The organism is Paludibacterium denitrificans (assembly GCF_009707705.1).
GTDB lineage: Bacteria > Pseudomonadota > Gammaproteobacteria > Burkholderiales > Chromobacteriaceae > Paludibacterium_A > Paludibacterium_A denitrificans.
Genome location: NZ_WLYX01000002.1, coordinates 1 through 17,111 on the forward strand (window position 1 = coordinate 1; position 17,111 = coordinate 17,111).

Sequence of the window (17,111 nt, forward strand, 5' to 3'; positions counted from 1 at the left end):
TAGTGGTCTTGCAGGCGGCGTTCCGGAGATCTTCACATCCGGAGGTGACCGGCACAATGCGGTGCGACCCAATCGCCAGCCCGTACTTCGGGAAGGTCCCGTTGGTCGTCAGATTCAGTTTGACGTCGTGCTTCGCACACAAAGCCCGGGGATGTCCTCGAAATGCTCATAGAGCAAAGGCTACCCATGGTTGAAGGGATGATTTCACGCACCGGTCTTACCAGCCGTTTCCTCGACGACACGCTTCAGCATCTCGAAGGGCATGCGACGATGGCGAAGCGCCCATCGAGCTGCGCAAGAGGTTGCAACGTGCTGTGCGGCGAATGCTCTTCGCACATCACGCACTTGAGGTTGCAGGTATCGGGTTGGTATCAAAGTAATGCGCGAGGGTGCTTGCGCATGCGAAAGCTTTGTTCTGTCTCGCCGACGAAGGACTCGCTGATACAAGGCTTCGATATCCTGCACGTGGGTATCAGCTATCGGGAATACCCATCACGGCTGAAAACATAGCCCGACTCCCAAAGTTTGGCCGCCAGTTCAGGGCATCGACAAAACGCTGCATCTGCTCCGCCAGTGCGGCGAATGGTAATGCTCAGAGCAGAACCCATTAACCTCGTGGTGGACATGCTCGGCTTCATCCCGCGGTATTGGCAGTGATCACCGGTACGCGAGCGCGAGCCTCATGGACCAGCGGCAGTTCTCCACCCATACCGATAACAACAATCGCATCCACGCGATCAAAAACATCGCGAACGATATCCTGATTCTGTATTCAGGCATCCACTCGATCTTGTTTGCGATCTCGGCTGGCAGGCTTGCGGCGACGCGGCCGTTTCCTGACCACGCGGGCATCCCCAGATCCTGAGCCGGAGGAACTGCCGGTGAGCTGCCCAAAGCACGGATCAGGTCATGAATTCCCTTGGCAGGGCATGTGAGTTGTAATGTACCCAAACGTGAATTCCGGTTCCTGAACCCTGATGCGGTTGGCGGAACGCCTTCTGTCGAAACCGTAGTCCAGATAGATAAGTTGGCGCTCGGGCAGGCCGAAGTCATGGCGATAGCAGCAACAGGTAACGCCCAGGGCGTAGACACATCCACCAGTTCGGCCATCTCACGCATGTGCCATGCGTCACCCCAGTCTTGCCAGTAAGTCACATCCGCTTCATATTCATCGGCGGCACCGCTGAAGTAACGCATAACAACGCTCGGCACACTTGCGATCTTCCACTGCCCATACATGCCGCCCAAAGATTGTCAGGATCTTCGGGGAGGGTTTATGATTGGCCGCGCGGACACATGACCCAGCATCGTCGTGAAGCATTAGACAAATCGGTATCCGCGATTGGCCGCAGCCCTCAGTAACGACGTCGAGAGATGATTAGAGGTGACCGACACATGTACAAAAAATATCAGGCTACCTCGTCCAAAATACCTCGGCGAAGCGCTGATCTATCAGCCGATATCTGTCCTTGAGCCGCGGGTTGTTTACCAGATGCAGAGTGATCGCTTGCGTCATCGGGATCTCTCACTCCTTGCGAAGACGATAGTCCGGCGCGAAAGGGATCCTCTTCGCAGGTAAAGACGTAAGCCTCGTGTCGATCAACCAGCCCTGACACAACGTCTGGCTATAGACCTCGGAACCGACGTTGTAGCGCATCGGATAACCGTGAATTACCTTCAGAATTTTCATACAGATGCCTCCATACGCACTGCGCAATTCAAGTTCGTGCCTGAAGTCTTCGATGAGACGCATCAAGCCCGCTGAAAGTTTCAGATTTCCAGCCAAGCTCCTGCGCTCGCGCCGGGTCATAAGACCGAGCAACGTCGTAAGACCGTGGTGCCGCCTCTGTAACGGCAGCGCCGCTCTTTGCAAGTCGGCAACAGGTCGCTGCGAGTTCGCCGCGAAGTCGGATGCCCTGAAACCAAAGATGCACTGGGGACAATGACTCTCCCGGACTCCAGCAGTCCGTCCAAGGCACGAAGACCTCGAACGACGTCATTGACGTGGGTAAAGTCGAAGGTGTGATTGCTGCCATCTACGCGCAGGGCAAGCCTTCAGCAGCGCCCAACAAGCGCCGAAACAACTCAATCTAAATCTTCGATACGACCATTTTACATTCGAAAGTCCGGACGACAGCAGACTGTGGGCGCATGGCTGCCTCAGAACGAAGGCTACAACCTTGGAGCGATGCATAGACGTTGAGTGGAATTCAACGCGGCCGTTTCCAACAACTGGGAGCGATGAAGTCTGCCCGTAAACCTCTCGACTACTCGAAAACCAGAATCCACGGTTTAGAACTCTGGGCCAACGCTGCCTTAATGAGGTTTTGCAGGCCCGTAACATTTGTGAGCCAACACAGGTCTGGATCTCGTTGCCCCGAACCAACCCTTGAAACGTGCCGGTGAACAACGGCACCTCCTGAATGTACATCTATGTCGGCTTGGCGGGTCACATCACCGAGACTCTCCCGAGGCACTGTGGGTCAGTTCTTTGACCCAAAACCATCATCTCTGAGCGACACCCAAAGTCGCCCCCCACTAGGCCGCGAGAACCGGTGACCAATACTGCTTTATCATGTTTTTCCCAAAATTGAGAGGTAGTACTTCCACAAGGAGTAGTTCCGGCAAGTGAAGCAATCAGTAGCGTTGTTCAGGCTGCCACGCTTGCTTCAAATGGGAAGGGGCGATCCGGGTCGTTGCTGCGCAAGTGTTGTCAACGCAGTTCCATCCTGAGGTGAGTAACACCAATTCCAGCAGTACTGGGATGAGGTCTCAGGTAAGCTGAACAGATCGTCGGTCGATGCCGACTTTTGACGGGGAATGACACACAGGTTTGCTCTCCTTCAGGTTAAGTCAGAACAGACCATCACTACTCCCCTCTGGCCTGGGAAGCACTTGGAGCAAGACTAAGCGTGAGGTCTGAACATGACACTCGGGTCGTTTCTGCAGGGTACGTACCCTGACGAAGTCGTTGTCAAGACCCGATCAAGACACAATATAGATATATCAATGCTTTCTAGATGATATACAAATTTTTGATTCGGCACAACAGCTGTCTTTTCGGCTCAACTATTTGTCGACACTTCGCTGTCCGCCCGCGAAACGACAACCCTGTTAGGCCAACTGGACGTCGGCAGTGTTTGGGGAGGCGGACGCCGTCTCGCTGAAAACTCAAGCCCATGCCCGCTGAAAGTCGACACCCTTCTGGTTGTGCCAGTCGCCGGTCTCTGTAAGGTCCTTGCGGGTAGCGACGCGGTGAGACTTCTTCGATCTGGCTGTTGCTCATTTATCACCCCCAAAGAGTGGAATTGATAATTATATATCTAAATGACATTAGAGTAGTACATGTTATTGCTATATGTCATTTTTTTCTTCAACATTGCATGTCCGAAGTTCTGTGTAAACCTGCCGGTGTTCGGTACTGTGCTTACTGGCTACAAAGGCCGAGCTTGAGACCTTGGCCCCGTATCCCAGCAATGGCTGCTCTGGCCGATTCTGTTGAAAAACCTGGTAGCACAGCCGATTCCTGTGGATGTAGAGGCCATTTTCATGGATCTAATCGTAAAAACGGTCTAAAGACCGCTTTTCTAAGCTATTTCATCTCATTTCGTTTCCAGCAGGCGCAACTTGCCCACCAAGGGGTGAATCGGGCTGGCCAGCTTGGCCAATCGACGCAAATTCTGGGCAATGGCGGCGGGGTAAATTCGTCTTGCGCACCCGACAGCCCCGAAGGCGAAGTCTGTCGAGCTTCAGGATCCGCTTGAGGTGTGCGAACAGCATTTCCACTTTCTTACGTTCGCACCGAGATTGCTGATACCCCTCAGTTTCACGGGCGTCGGGCAACATCGCGAGCGTTCTCATGGATGCTGCGGGCAATCTTCCGGAAAGTCATATTCGGACAGCACTGCGGCTTCATCGCGCAATCCTTACAGTCCGACTGGCTGGCTCCGGTAAATGATGGTGTCGGCCTGTGTGACGTGGCTGCGCGGATTTTGAATGGGCGCCAGTTGCTCCGCAGTGGTTTGCCTGCCGGACAGCGATATTCGTTTGCTTCAGCGACCCATGTGAAGTCGCTGTTTGAAAGTGTCATCCTTTCCGCGCTCTTATCCCAGACTGGCATGTGCGGCTCAATTCCTTTCTCCTCGACCATCCAGCCCAGCATGGGCGGTGCCATAAGCCGTATCGCCAATCAGCCGTTTGGGACGCAGTTCGAAGCGCTCCTCAACACGATCGACCATGGTCTTGGTAGAGTCGACCTCTGCCGTACGATGGTAAGCGTGGCTTCGACATCTAGGATGACACCATGCGCGGTGTCGATTAGGTAGTGGTCGAGTAGGCAAGAAGGCGATCCCACCAGTAGCGGCAGTCCAACGGGACTGGGGATCGCTCAAGGAGGTCTTCCGCGTGACAGGTTGCGCCTCGGCGTCAGCATCGAGGGCGGCTAAATACTCCCGGACCGCTCGTTTGTTGTGCGCAGGATCCCGCCAATTCACTTGCTCACCCGGAGCAATACTCAGGTCATGGCTTGCGTCGGCGGCAATCAGGCTGGCATCGACCGCAAAGCCTTCTCCTTTGATCAGCCCTGCAGCCATGCAACGAAGAACACACTGGTCAAACAGCCAACGGAACGTCTCGCTTTCCCGAAAACGCCCGTGCCGATTCTTGGAGAAAGTCGAATGGTTGGGCACCGCATCTTCCAGGGCCTAAGCGGCAAAACCAACGGTAGGCGAGATTGAGATGGACTTCCTCGCACAACCGGCGTTCAGAGCGAATGCCATAGCAATAGCCGATGATAAGCATGCGAATCATCAATTCCGGATCGATGGACGGCCGTCCGGTGTGACTGTAGTGGTCAACCGGGTGGTGGCGTAGTTGGCTTAGGTCGAGACAGCGATCGATGCCGCGCAAGAGGTGCTTTGGGGGGATGTGGCCTTCAATGTTGAAGGAATAGAACAATCGCTCCCTGACCACCTGTCTGCTGCCCCATCATATCGACACCTCGGCGTCTCAATGCACTAGGCATAGTTTACCGCCGCATCAGAGGAGCGGGAGTTTTTCAACACAATCGGCCGATAGTAGTTCTTCACGGCAGGAGACTAATCCACACTTGCTAGTCAACTATTAAAGATAAATTACCCACCAAACACGTGACGTGTGGTACTACTTGCCACCGCAGATTGCCCGCCCTTTGAACAAGCCTATGTCACATCCTGTGTAGTGGTACCCCTTGCCAATCAGACAGCGGTAAAAATTGTCTTCCAGGGCGTTTTCGGGCTGATTCATAGTCTTCTCCTGCATGCATCTGATTCCTTGTATCGAATCCGACGCCCCCATTTATTCGGCCTCCGCATGCTACCCAGTCATTCAAGCGTGATTCTGGTGAGGATTCAGGCTTACTCCATAGTTCAACGAAAGGCTTAATCGACTTAATTAGCCTTTCTCGTTCTAATGAACAAGGTCCGTTTATGCACTGGCCATAGAGACATCCCGATAAAATCAATACAAGCGCCAGAGGTAAATAGGTAATGAATTTCAAGATACTACCTTGCTTATGTATGATGGATGTCGCACGAAATATGCATTTGTAATTTACATGCAAATTTACGCGTAATGCATGCTCGTGTGCAAGCCAACGCCCGCCACATCTCCATAGCAGCTATAGCTGCTGCCCGTTTCTCGCCGTCCCACCGAGCGGTTGTCCTCCTCAGGTGCACACCACGTTGATTTCCAAGTTACTGCTGGGGATAATCCATTTGGCCGCACTGGAATACGTGAAATAGCGCTGTACGTATTGCAACTCCGAAAGGGCGTGCACACGCAGGGTGGCGTCCTGCCTGTGCGGCCACATCCTTCTTGACCTATTACGCATCAAACGACATTCCAAAGAAAAAAGCCGGGTAAATCCGGGCTTTCGCTCCTACGCTTCCGGTATTTCGATTGTCCCTTCAAGATATTGAACAGCGTGACCAGAGATATATACCCGGTCGTCTTGTACGCGACAATGTAGTAATCCGCTGCGGCGTGAGACCTGCATGGCCACGAGTTCTGACCTACCCAAACGGTCAGACCATAATGGCGCGAGCGCCGCGTGAATAGATCCGGTCACCGGATCTTCATCTCCGCCATTGGCAGGCCAGAAGTAGCGGGACACAAAATCATGTTGATCTCCGCGCGCTGTTACGACGACATCGAGCGGGCCAAGTGCCGACAGCAGATTGAGTTCAGGGACAACGGATCGTACCTCCTGTTCTGTTCCGTAGATGGCAACATAGGCTTGCTGGTTTATCAGCACTTCTTGAGGCCGTATCGAAAGCCCCTGGATCAGGTTTGCGGGTATTTCGTCCAGCTTTTCAGACCGACGTTGCGGGAAGCTCATTTCGATCAGACCGTCACGTGTATGGCAAACGGTAAGTCGACCGACCGCTTTCGCAACAAATTCGATGACTTCCAAATCAGCACATTGCTGGAAGATCACATATGCACTTGCCAGCGTGGCATGTCCACAAAAAGCGATTTCGGTTAGTGGAGAAAACCAGCGGATATCAAATGCGCCGTCGGCATTTTCACGAAGAATGCTGTTTCTGACAGGTTGTTCTCAGCGGCGATTGCCTGCATCAAACTATCGGGCAACCAGCGTTCGAGTGGCACTACCGCAGCGTAGTTGCCTCTAAATACCTTATCCGTAAATGCGTCAATCTGATAGATCGGCAATTTCATGAGATGTCCCTGTTCAAATTGATAGATTAGTCAGCAACCGGCAGTCCATTCCTTGAACTGTTTCGAGTCCAATCATTTGCTTTGGGCTAGATAAATAATCAAATTATGCCAATAGTCTATCGCGACCACATCCCTAGTAGCCCGTTCTGGCCGGTAGCTCCCATATAACAGTTATTGCTCGACCAGCCGCTTTGGCCGAACGGCCAGCCGACTAAGCAGGTGCAGCGTCAACTGGTCGTAGATGGTTGAAAAGTCCGCCATATTTCAAAACAGAAAATCAGAAGCGATTCAGTGTCATTTCATCCAGCCCGCCAGCACGGAGAGCGCCCCGTCAATCGCTAGTGAGAATGGGGTGCCACAGTTAATGCGCAGAAAGTTCTCAAAGCGGCCGGTATTAGAAAACAAGCCACCGGGCGCCAGATGGATACCCTCTTCCAAAGCTTGGTAAAAGAGCGTTTCAGCTGAAATTGCGGGAGGTAGCTCTATCCACAAGAATAATCCACCGCACGGATGACTCAAGCGGGAGCCTTCTGGAAAGTGCTCAGCAATAGCGGTGGCATAGTGATCACGCTGCGTCGTCGGCGTCAGACGTAAGCGACGCAGATGGCGTTCGTAGTTTCCCGAGGCAATAAACTCTGCAATGGCCCGTTGGGCCACCGCTTCGTGGAATGGGACTGCGCGTACTTGAGCATCTCCACTTTATCGTGCCAGCGTCCGGCACTAATCCAGCCGATCCGGAGGCCGGGCGACAACGATTTATTCAAGGAGGCACAATGAATCACGTTGCCACGGAGGTCCCACGATTTGAGTGCACGGAGAGGAGCTTCTGGCAGGCCAGCGCTGAGTATGTGTCGTCTTCAATCAAAGGAAGATTCCGTGATTCGCACCATGCCACCGGGGCCTGCTTGTGGCCATCCGGCATCACACAGCCGAGGGGTTCTGCACATTGGGGACCACCACCAAGGCACGCAGCATGGGATAGTGATCGGCTGCCCGCTGCAACGCTTCCAGTGAGATACCGCTAGAGGGACTCGTCGGGATCTCCAGCACTTTCAACTTCAGACTATCCAGAACCTGTAACAAACCAAAGAATGTGGGCGATTCCACGGCCACCAGATCTCCCTGCTGGGTGACCGCACGTAAGGCCAGGGTTCAAGGCCTCAATACACCCATGGGTCACGATGATGTCGTCGGGGGGAGAAGCATTTGGGCCGTTAGCGCACGATGTGCCAACGCTATACGCAGGCTTTTGTCTCCATTGTGGGGGACGGGGTGGGCTTTGTTGCACAAATCTGGGCTTGTATACGTCCGGTAGAATGACGGCATGAGCAAGCCCCTCCCTCCCAAGTACCAAACCACCAACTGGCAGACCTACAATCAGTCCCTCAAGCAGCGAGGGCAACTACTCCTCTGGCTCGACAAGGCTATGAACTGGCTAGCCTAAGCCGCTGGTAAACGGGGGCGCCAGCCAACGTTTACCGACGCCGCCATTCAGTTCTGTCTCACCATTAAATGCCTTTTTGGCCTCGCGTTACGCCAAACCACTGGCATGGTCGAAAGCATGCTGCATTTGGCCGGGCTCGACTGGGCGGTGCCTGATTTCAGTACGCTCTCCCGACGCCAGAAAGACCTACAAGTGCGTATCCCGGTACAGAAAAAGCAGGGTTGCCTGCATCTGCTGGTGGATAGCACCGGCATAAAGATGATGGGCGAAGGCGAGTGGAAGGTGAAAAAGCATGGTGCAGACTACCGCCGCCAATGGCGCAAGCTGCATCTGGGGGTAGATGCGCAGACGCTGGAAATCCGTGCAATGGAAGTGACGGACAACCGCACTGGCGACGCCACCATGCTGCCAGAGCTGCTATCGCAAATCCCAGCGTCAGAAGAACTGATGACGGTAACCACGGATGGGGCGTACGACACGCGCCTGTGTCACGCTGCGATTGCAGAACGTGGCGCAGCGGCCATCATTCCCCCGCGGCGAAACGGTCAACTCTGGAAAGGGAATTCACAGGGCAATCAGGCTCGCAATGAGTCACTGCGCGCGGTGAAGTACTTGGGAAGGACGCTCTGGAAAAAGTGGACTGGCTACCATCGCCGCAGCTTTGGTCGAGACGAAAATGCATTGCTTCAAATTGTTGGCAGACCGCGTCAAATCGCGGGACTTTGACCGGCAGGTTGCAGAGCTTCAAATCTGTGCTGCGATACTCAATCGCTTTACTGCGCTGGGCACGCCGCACACGGTCCGCATGGGATAAGTCCGCACGGGGTTTGGGGTAGTTCGGCCTTTAACTGATTTGTGCAACAAAGCCATATTTTACTGAGCGTACAGAGCCGGAACGCGATTCTCCCGGCTACCAAGCGATCAAACTGAGCGATCTGGAAGCGTTGGAGCAGCAATGATCGCTGTGGCTTGGTGGAAACCAAGATGCATTGTGCAACCGCGGGGGAAAGAGGGGCAATCCGGCGCTTCAATGGCCAAGAGGCACAGCGGCAAGCGAGTGGGAACATCTTGAACAGCTTCAGCATACTAAGCCATCCATGCCCGGTAGTGATGGGATAAATCTGCTGGAGAACGAGGTAAATCATCTTGCCCTAGATTTATAAAACAGGGCCATTTTGACTAAACAGACCACACATTGTATGGTCTGTTATCTAATAATCAGTATTTTATTATAAACTAATACTATTTACGAAAAATAGGAATCATCCAGCAGCATGTCCTCGAAGAAGCCACCGTAAGTATGGTCGACATTCCAGATATGAATCTCAAGAACCCACAACTGAGCAGAAGGACAGAAATCAACCTCCGCCATCGGACCCTCATAAACAGCAGCATGAGGGAAATCAGAGATCCTGTGGCCAGATAAATCCAAATTAAGAACCCAGCCACGCTGTTTAGCTGCCGCGGCAGCAATTTCGTATAGTTTCCGTCCACTACCACCTGTCTTCAGCCAATATTTTCTTACCTCGTGAAAAATCTCTCGTGCGTCATTGGCACAACGTAGCTTCTCTTTATCGGAACCAATAACAAAGGTCTCACCACCATCCCCCTCAAGATTATTCCAAATCGGCCCGATATCGATAAAGAAGATGTCATCTTCTCCCAAACGAATGCCCGGATCTGATGCGGCGCCAAAGTTTTTGTCGTATTGGCTCCGAAGCGGACATAGACATCGTGCCACCCTCGCAGCATTTTTTTCTCCGCCAGAATATCTTTGGCCATCTCCACGGCATCTTCTTCAAGCATGCTGGTTTTACTGCAGCAGCAATCGCACGAATAGCATCTCGCGTCATCCCCCTGACTTTAAACATCTTATCCCTATCATAGTTTTTTCCAACTGTTTCCAACTCTTGTTTGGCTATTGCAGTCATAAATGTCTCCTATCGATTTTTTGGAAAATTTGGACATCACCAAAGGTGGTCCGGAATGGTGAAATCAAGGCCCATGAGTGTCTTAGTCACGATTAGCTGACATGCCAACCTGTCACCTGAGCGAAATTCGTCTAATGTTGTCAGTAGGCGTTTTTCCGCATGACTTACAGGTTTTAACTTTTCTACCCATTTTGGGTTTATGTTTACCCGACAGGTACCACAGGAGGCATGTCCACCGCAGATTCCCTTGATATGACCGCCTATACGCAATGCTTCCATGGGCGAGCTACCCTCAGGAAGATTGAGTTGTGTTGATTGGCCGTTAGGACCATGCATTGATACCTTAACCAGTTGGTTAGGTGTGACAGAGCCTGTAACCAATTGCCCGAATGCATCCGCGAAGAAGGCCTGATCCGGTAGGTTGCAGGTTTTTGTCAGGATTACCCTTGCTGCATTAACCATGGCTGGAGCCCCGCACGCATAAACATAATCATCATTTAGGCTCGGGTGATCACGAGCTGCCACTTGTTGGATATATCCAACTTCACCAGACCAAGCGGGCTCTGGATTGCTGAGTACGGGTATGTAATGGAACTTCCCAAAGGCGTTTTCCAGATCACGCATTTGCTTTGAAAAATAGAGATCGGATGATCCCCTGCCCCCCCAATATAGCCATACGGGGTTCTTACTCCCGGCCTCTAATATCTGTTCCAACAACGCTTTCAGAGGTGCCAATCCAGTACCCGTTGCGAGCATTAGAATCTTGCTTGATGTACTTGCTGGATTGACCCGGTGCAGTTTCCATATGGGCCATGGACCTTCAGTCGACTTCCGGGCTCAATCTCTGTTCGAAGTAACTCAGAAAATTTTCCGTGTTTATGCAACCGAATGTGCAACTCGATAACGCCATCGTTTGCCCACACGTTTGCCATCGAATAGGACCTGACGTCACCATCTGCTAATTCAATATTTAGGAACTGGCCTGCCTGATACTCCATGCCTCTTTTCTGTGGCGAGACCATGCGGAGGCGTACTACTGAGTTATTTAGGAACTCTTTGTCGAGTACCTCTAACTCATAGAAGTTACTATCGTACGATGACATGGCATCCTTCCTACTAGGCATTTCATTGAACTGTTGACAATATCCTAACAAGTTACTGGCCCTATTACATGGTCCAGTTTTCAAAATATTGCCGGTCCAGATTGGATTGAATACCGGAGTAAAGAGGGGAATATATTGTGTGCTTGAGGTTTTCGTCACTGCACCAGACACCGTGACTAGCGACTGAAACAGCACAGAAAGACTGTGGGTGATACTCGAACCTACTAGGGCAGAGCGTTAAAGCAGATAGCACCATACGCCAGACTTGCTCTGGACCATTAGAAACATCAAGAATTGGAACTCTTACCAGTCCAACTGGGTTTTGATGTTAAGACCATGGTCCTTGAAACTGCCTTTGCAGCAAGGCAGCGAACTGCCGCTGCACTTGCAAATTACTCAAGCAGTGGTAGCGGATATCCGCGCCGCACGTTTACGTCCGGGCGATGCCTTACCCAGCAGCCGAGTGCTGGCTGCTGATTTGTCAATCAACCGCAAGACGGTTGTATTGGCTTACGATGAGTTACAGGCACAAGGCTGGATTGAGCAGCAACCCCGCCGTGGGGCGTTCGTCTCAGCTCGTCTACCCACATTCACGTTGCAAGCCAGCGAACCAATAATCCCCGCTGAGTTACCACTTGGGAGGGTCTCACCAACCCTGACGGACTATTTCGGTGAAACGAGAAGGGGAAACTGGCAAATTGGTGTTTTCCGATGGCATACCTGATACCCGTCTGATTCCCTACGATGTCCTAGCCAGAGCCTATCGCCACGCAATGGTGACGTTGGTACGCCATAACCAGCTCGGTTACGGAGACCCCGCAGGCACACCGGAATTGCGTACCGCCATCGCAAATATGCTGCGAATGGAGCGTGGACTTAATGTGCGCCCTGAACAAGTATGTGTGGTACGAGGTAGTCAGATGGGCATCTACCTTGCAGCAAGGTTACTGGTAGATCGAGATAGTTGCGCGGTATTTGAATCACTTAGTTACCCCCCAGCACGTGAGGCATTTCGTAGTTGCGGAGCTACGGTGCTGAATGTGGCGCAAGATGAGAACGGATTACTACCTGATGCATTGGAAGATCTATGCCGTACCCACACAGTACGTATCGTGTATGTGACTCCACATCATCAATTTCCTACAACAGTGATGCTACCTGCTGACCGGCGTATGCGTCTGTTGGCACTAGCTGAACAATATGGCTTTGCCATTGTTGAGGACGACTACGATCACGAGTTTCACTACCTGCATAGCCCGGTCCCACCTCTAGCAAGCTTGGACCGCAATGGAAGAGTGCTACATATCGGCTCATTGTCAAAGGTGTTAGCACCGGGACTAAGGCTGGGGTATTTGGTTGCTGCTGAAAGGGTAATTGAACGGTGTGCTGCCGAGATTATGCTAATTGATCGACAGGGTAATCAGCTCACTGAGCTGGCAGTAGGTGAGCTGATGTCCAGCGGTGAGTTACACCGTCATATCCGCCGTACACTAAAAGTGTATCAGGCCCGGCGTGACTTTGTTGCTACCTGTATTACTGAACGATTAGCTGGCTGGGGACAATTCGATCTGCCAGCTGGAGGCATCGCGTTGTGGCTGCGTTTTGTGTCACAGGTTGATATGCCAAGGCTCGTTGCTGATTGCGCCAAACAAGGGCTTCAAATCACAGATGGGCAGATTTTTTCACAAGAGACGACGCCAGTACGAGCTATTCGACTTGGCTTTGGCCACCTTACTGAGGCAGAACTAGACGCTGGGATCAGATGCTTAGCTGCAGCGTTAAAGCAACAAGTGGCAGGGGCTATTAATATAGATAGGTCAAATTTTCCCGACCGACCTAGATAGTTGTGAGACGTTGTTGGACTGCCCGAGGCAGTCCAACTGTACATATCATAGGGAAGAGTGACTTACACTAAAATAAGCAGTCGATATTTAGTCTTTTTTATTTCAATACCCTTGAGATCTGATCAATTTCTCCATGAGATTAATGTCATTAATAATCTGTTTTGCCACAAGTTCTTTTATTATACCTTTCCCCTCTTGTAGCAATTCTAGGTCATTCGCCAATTCCGGCATGAATCTCACGAAGAGCGGGTAGTGACCGAACACTATAGGGCAGTTTTGTCATTGCCGTTCGGAAATGAAGTTGAGCATCATTTGTTAAAATATTAGAAGATGTTCCGATACTCGAATTAGAAATATCATTCAACTCAATCTGTACAATGCTGCGTGTTTCATTCAGCTCGTTCCAAAAAGGTTTATTGATAGGTCCTATCGTATAACCTATTGGTTCGCTGTTTTGTGCCGGCGAAAACTCTCTAATAAATTTGGAACCACTAACAAGATAGTTGAACCAAATAAAAGCATTACAAACATGGTGAGTTTATAGCTAATTCGGCGAGCATTGTGAGTATTCATACCTAGAACCATTATGCTATTAATAGCAAACCGAAAGCAAAATACCATTCAGCTTGTCAATTAATTTTAATGTTGAAATGAATGGCGAAGCGCTGAGTCGTCGAAATAACGAGTATAATTACTGATTGCATCTAATACAGTTATGACCCCTTCCTTGGCACTACTGCCCGGTTGCTTTCCTGTTAACTGTGTGCTGCCTTTCAATAATTGGGCGACAATAATATGGAGTTGTGCATCTGCTTTAGCATTGAGTTTGCAGTTAGAAACGATGCCAGCCACTTGTTTTTCGATTTCAACCGAAAGATCATCAAGCTTTGAAGGGGGAAATTCACCTTGGTGAATCGCTGGCATGGCTGATGAAAGTTGTAGGTAGATGGCCGCCATTCCTTGCCGCAAGGCAGCATCTGTTGCCATTTCTTACCAGAATTTAACTCTAGTTGCAGCGTGTGTTGGTCATTGTGATCGTGCGGAAGAAGAGATTGACTAGCTGCATAACCCATACCGGGCAGGATTAATGCAATAAGCATACTACTTCGCAATAAATTTTTCTGGAACATATGTACATCCATCGGCTAATTATAATAATAAAGGCATATCACGGCCTTAATCGGTAGGTGGCGGGGACGTTGTAAGGGGAAACCTTAACTCAGGATTAATTCCATTTAATCTTGATCGGCAGCGGGCAAAATCTTGATTTGTATCAACGGCGTCCGTTGTACTTTACCGCCTACATCAGGTATCAGAAGCAGCAGCAAAACCTACAAGCTAATTTCATATCTGGAATAATTGGGCGACAACAGTCCGACATGACTGGAATAGAGGCTGTCACCGCATCGCAGTGCCCGTTTGTTGCTTCACACGTTTGCCACAGAGCTTGCCCATTGGGCGAGAAATCCATCGATCTTTTCTTCGATGTGGCTTTCGATGGTGCGCAGGCGCAGGATGGGAATATCGCTTTTCGCCGGGGATGCTGTTCTTCAAAGCATCTCGTGTCGCTTGCTCGGGCCTGTCATGGGAGCCGCCATCGACTTCAATCACTCCCAGCGGGGTTTTACCCACCTTGAAATACAGCACGAAATCGCAACTGGCACGGTTGCGCATGAAATCCAGCTCATCCTTCGCCAAGGCCGGGTTAGTCGATGAAGCGACCCGGTTAAGCAGAACTGGGCGTGACACGTCAGTGCCCGGTACGGCGCCTCGGACAGAGCCTCCCGCAACAGTTGCACCACGATTTGCTCTGATCTGAAGCGGGAATCTTCGGTGCGAAGCCTAGCACGGAGCCGTGCCGGGGGACTGGTCGTACTCTCGGTACAACAGATCAAACGCCGACACCACGGGCGCACGCACAATTTGTCCGTCCTGCGCGTAATACTCAACGTAGCGCATCAATGCCGCGATATGGCTGTTGTTTGCAGTGAAAACTTCATCGCCTGTCACCAGTGTGAATCGAGTCTTGGCTCGCGATACCGCCACATTAACCATGCGTGGATCATCAACAAAATCTAGCCGTTCCTCATTGTGGTGCTTTTTGTCCAACACGGTAGAAGACAATCTCGTCGCATTCCCTGCCCTGAAACTTGTGCACGGTATCCTTGACGAAATCCGCTGGCAAGTACGTGCCGGAGAGTGTGACCTGTGCCCTGAAGGGAGAAATGAAGCCTCGGCCATCTTCGCTCAGCTCGATGGGCCCTCCCTCGTCGTCGAGTACCTTGAGCAAGGAGTCCAGTTCCCTGAGGTTGGTGTTCCTCCGGGTATGATTGCCCTTGGCTGTCACCAGTAGCCGCAGGGGTGCTTCGCCATTGTCTGGGTCATTGGCACCAGTGCGTTATCGTAGAACTGCTGGTTACAGAACTGGATGATTCTGGGATGACAACGGTAATGCTCTTTCAGCAAAGTCTGGGCAGCGTGTCCTTGAATACACCAATGCACGAATCAAGCAGACTGTATCGTTCACAATCATAGGCATCAGCAGGGGGCTGCAGGCCCAATTTTACGGGAATGTGCGCCAACTGACGGCTGTCCCCGACGACGATCAGATTCTTCGCGCAGCCCAGCGCCAGAACGCCCGGCACGATGTCCTGCTGCGAGGCCTCGTCGATGATCACGTAATCGAGGATTACCCCTTGCGCAATCGAATTGACGATGGAGTGGGTACTGCTACCGAGGATCGGGAAGCGTTGCACGAAAGCATCAAACTGTTTCCGGTAGGTCTGGGCGTCGAAGGTTTCCAACGCGCGGTCCTGCGCATGCAGATGGTACTTCAGATGACGCATCGAACTTACCGTTAATGCTTTCAGCAAGGCAGTGAAATTCCCACGCGCCAGCGATTCGCGGCAAGTCAGCAGAGCCGCGCCTTTGTCCCTCAACGCCTTGTCGTAGTAATGCATCTGCAGGGCATGGAAGAAGGACAGGCGCTCCGCTCCCTGCGCGAAAGGTTTGGTGCGGAAAATCCTGAAATTGAACAGCAGCTCAATCCGGTCCTTGAGCCGGATGCGCTGCTCCCGAAGATGGGCGAGGTAGGCCATCAGGTCCGCCGTCTTGCGCGGGGATAGTCCGTACTTATCCAGAGACGGGGGAACGTGAACCCCATTCTCGTTCTGCCACTGCTGCAGATAGCGACGCTCGATGGTCAACTCATCAATTTCGGTCTGCAGTTGCGCTGCTATATTGTGGTCGTGTAGATGCTGTTTTAACCGTGCGAGCATTGTCTGGATTTCATCCATAGTCGGTGCAGGCTCGGATTCGGCCGATGGCCAAGGAGGCAGGTTGGCGAAGAAATCCTCTCTGTTCTTGCTGCTGCCGAGCTTGGCAACCAGATGACCCAGACTGGACTTCTCCAATTTTTCGTAAACGTTCTCCACTGCCGCGTTATTGTTGGACAGTACCGCGACCGTTTTACCTCGCAATAGGATATTGGCGAGGATGTTCAGGATAGTCTGTGTCTTACCGGTTCCGGGTGGCCCTTCAATCACACTGATCTGTGCACTGAACGCCTGCTCAACAGCCGCAAGCTGACTTTCGTTCACGCCGAATGGGTAGATCAGACTGCCGCCTTGCGCCTGCGTTCCATTCTGCCCTGTGCAGTAAGCATTCAAGGCAGTATCCCGGCTAGCTGATAGTTTTCCCAGTTGGCGCACAACATTGGCTGCGATCTGCCTTTGATCCGCCGAGCCAGCGCGATCCCTTCTGGTATCCGCCACGTCAGAAAAATAGCGGAAGACAGGTGATTCCTTCATCGCTGTCTGCGTCACAAACTGGATTCCGTCCATTTTGTAGACGTAGGGCTTGGCAACACCCGGATAGTGCACGACGGCATACCGCTCACCGTAAATCGTTCCCTTTTCGATAGGCTGGACGACCACGCTCCCCTGCCTCGTCAGCAACGTCTTGCCCAACTCACGGGAGGGAACTATACGGCACTCACTGAGTGGCCGTGTGTAGGTTTTCATCGATGGGAAATGGCAGGACAGTTGCAGTGCTGCGTATTGGTCACTCAATA

15 protein-coding genes and 3 pseudogenes are annotated in these 17,111 nt (G+C 51.8%); 3 read left to right on the forward strand and 15 right to left on the reverse strand.

Going from position 1 to position 17,111, the window contains the following annotated elements:
* Positions 1-657 precede the first annotated feature (657 nt).
* The 6 genes and pseudogenes from GKE73_RS20545 to GKE73_RS20575 form a co-directional block, all read right to left on the reverse strand.
* Positions 658-1,197, reverse strand: coding sequence for a hypothetical protein (locus GKE73_RS20545; RefSeq protein ID WP_230371570.1), 540 nt, complete (start codon positions 1,195-1,197; stop codon positions 658-660).
* Between the two features lie 2,405 nt (positions 1,198-3,602).
* A pseudogene (locus GKE73_RS20550) lies at positions 3,603-4,990 on the reverse strand (transposase).
* Positions 4,991-5,704: 714 nt separating this feature from the next.
* Complete coding sequence (locus tag GKE73_RS20555; protein WP_230371571.1) at positions 5,705-5,848, reverse strand: hypothetical protein; 144 nt, start codon at positions 5,846-5,848, stop codon at positions 5,705-5,707.
* 69 nt (positions 5,849-5,917) lie between these two features.
* A pseudogene (locus GKE73_RS20560) lies at positions 5,918-6,717 on the reverse strand (PhzF family protein).
* Positions 6,718-7,011: 294 nt separating this feature from the next.
* On the reverse strand, positions 7,012-7,374 hold the full coding sequence (locus GKE73_RS20570; RefSeq protein WP_230371573.1) for an aminotransferase-like domain-containing protein: 363 nt from the start codon (positions 7,372-7,374) through the stop codon (positions 7,012-7,014).
* A 264-nt stretch (positions 7,375-7,638) separates the two neighbouring features.
* Positions 7,639-7,830, reverse strand: a complete 192-nt coding sequence (locus GKE73_RS20575; RefSeq protein WP_230371574.1) for a hypothetical protein — start codon at positions 7,828-7,830, stop codon at positions 7,639-7,641.
* A 211-nt stretch (positions 7,831-8,041) separates the two neighbouring features.
* On the opposite strand from GKE73_RS20575, the pseudogene GKE73_RS20580 reads away from it, so the two are divergent.
* Positions 8,042-8,975: pseudogene (locus tag GKE73_RS20580) on the forward strand (IS5 family transposase).
* A gap of 432 nt (positions 8,976-9,407) precedes the next feature.
* Here the strand turns inward: GKE73_RS20580 and GKE73_RS20585 are convergent.
* The 3 genes from GKE73_RS20585 to GKE73_RS26280 all read right to left on the reverse strand — a co-directional run bounded on the left by GKE73_RS20585 (position 9,408) and on the right by GKE73_RS26280 (position 11,216).
* Positions 9,408-9,827 carry a M24 family metallopeptidase gene (locus tag GKE73_RS20585; protein ID WP_230371575.1) on the reverse strand — a complete coding sequence of 140 codons (420 nt, stop codon included), beginning with the start codon at positions 9,825-9,827 and terminating at the stop codon, positions 9,408-9,410.
* Positions 9,828-10,128: 301 nt separating this feature from the next.
* On the reverse strand, positions 10,129-10,848 hold the full coding sequence (locus GKE73_RS20590; RefSeq protein ID WP_230371576.1) for a 2Fe-2S iron-sulfur cluster-binding protein: 720 nt from the start codon (positions 10,846-10,848) through the stop codon (positions 10,129-10,131).
* A complete protein-coding gene (locus tag GKE73_RS26280; RefSeq protein WP_376767465.1) occupies positions 10,848-11,216 on the reverse strand; it encodes an FAD-binding oxidoreductase in 369 nt (122 codons plus the stop codon). Before GKE73_RS26280 ends, GKE73_RS20590 begins: the two co-directional genes overlap by 1 nt.
* A 244-nt stretch (positions 11,217-11,460) precedes the next feature.
* Between GKE73_RS26280 and GKE73_RS20595 the strand changes: the two genes are divergently transcribed.
* Both GKE73_RS20595 and GKE73_RS20600 read left to right on the forward strand, forming a co-directional pair.
* Positions 11,461-11,919 carry a GntR family transcriptional regulator gene (locus GKE73_RS20595; RefSeq protein ID WP_230371577.1) on the forward strand — a complete coding sequence of 153 codons (459 nt, stop codon included), beginning with the start codon at positions 11,461-11,463 and terminating at the stop codon, positions 11,917-11,919.
* Positions 11,867-13,039 carry an aminotransferase-like domain-containing protein gene (locus GKE73_RS20600; RefSeq protein ID WP_230371578.1) on the forward strand — a complete coding sequence of 391 codons (1,173 nt, stop codon included), beginning with the start codon at positions 11,867-11,869 and terminating at the stop codon, positions 13,037-13,039. Before GKE73_RS20595 ends, GKE73_RS20600 begins: the two co-directional genes overlap by 53 nt.
* A gap of 639 nt (positions 13,040-13,678) precedes the next feature.
* On the opposite strand, the gene GKE73_RS20605 is transcribed toward GKE73_RS20600, so the two are convergent.
* The 6 genes from GKE73_RS20605 to GKE73_RS20625 form a co-directional block, all read right to left on the reverse strand.
* Positions 13,679-14,026, reverse strand: a complete 348-nt coding sequence (locus GKE73_RS20605; RefSeq protein ID WP_230371579.1) for a hypothetical protein — start codon at positions 14,024-14,026, stop codon at positions 13,679-13,681.
* A gap of 411 nt (positions 14,027-14,437) precedes the next feature.
* Positions 14,438-14,737, reverse strand: a complete 300-nt coding sequence (locus GKE73_RS20610) for a DUF2726 domain-containing protein (RefSeq protein ID WP_230371580.1) — start codon at positions 14,735-14,737, stop codon at positions 14,438-14,440.
* 144 nt (positions 14,738-14,881) lie between these two features.
* Positions 14,882-15,148 (reverse strand): hypothetical protein, encoded by a 267-nt coding sequence (locus GKE73_RS20615; protein ID WP_230371581.1) that lies wholly within the window; start codon positions 15,146-15,148, stop codon positions 14,882-14,884.
* A complete protein-coding gene (locus GKE73_RS20620; protein WP_230371582.1) occupies positions 15,126-15,329 on the reverse strand; it encodes a hypothetical protein in 204 nt (67 codons plus the stop codon). Before GKE73_RS20620 ends, GKE73_RS20615 begins: the two co-directional genes overlap by 23 nt.
* A gap of 53 nt (positions 15,330-15,382) precedes the next feature.
* Complete coding sequence (locus GKE73_RS26285; protein ID WP_376767457.1) at positions 15,383-15,541, reverse strand: AAA domain-containing protein; 159 nt, start codon at positions 15,539-15,541, stop codon at positions 15,383-15,385.
* The gene (locus GKE73_RS20625) at positions 15,499-16,974 is read right to left on the reverse strand and encodes an AAA domain-containing protein (RefSeq protein WP_230371583.1); all 1,476 of its coding nucleotides are present in this window, start codon (positions 16,972-16,974) and stop codon (positions 15,499-15,501) included. The genes GKE73_RS26285 and GKE73_RS20625 overlap by 43 nt, the downstream gene beginning before the upstream one ends.
* Between the last annotated feature and the right edge of the window lie 137 nt (positions 16,975-17,111).

What these genes read in the sequence shown, in the direction of transcription:
- GKE73_RS20605 (WP_230371579.1), bottom strand. Translation starts at nt 14,026, where the DNA reads ATGGCAACAGATGCTGCCTTGCGGCAAGGAATGGCGGCCATCTACCTA.
- GKE73_RS20545 (WP_230371570.1), bottom strand. Translation starts at nt 1,197, where the DNA reads ATGCGTTACTTCAGCGGTGCCGCCGATGAATATGAAGCGGATGTGACT.
- GKE73_RS20590 (WP_230371576.1), bottom strand. Translation starts at nt 10,848, where the DNA reads ATGCTCGCAACGGGTACTGGATTGGCACCTCTGAAAGCGTTGTTGGAA.
- GKE73_RS26280 (WP_376767465.1), bottom strand. Translation starts at nt 11,216, where the DNA reads ATGCCTAGTAGGAAGGATGCCATGTCATCGTACGATAGTAACTTCTAT.
- GKE73_RS20555 (WP_230371571.1), bottom strand. Translation starts at nt 5,848, where the DNA reads ATGTGGCCGCACAGGCAGGACGCCACCCTGCGTGTGCACGCCCTTTCG.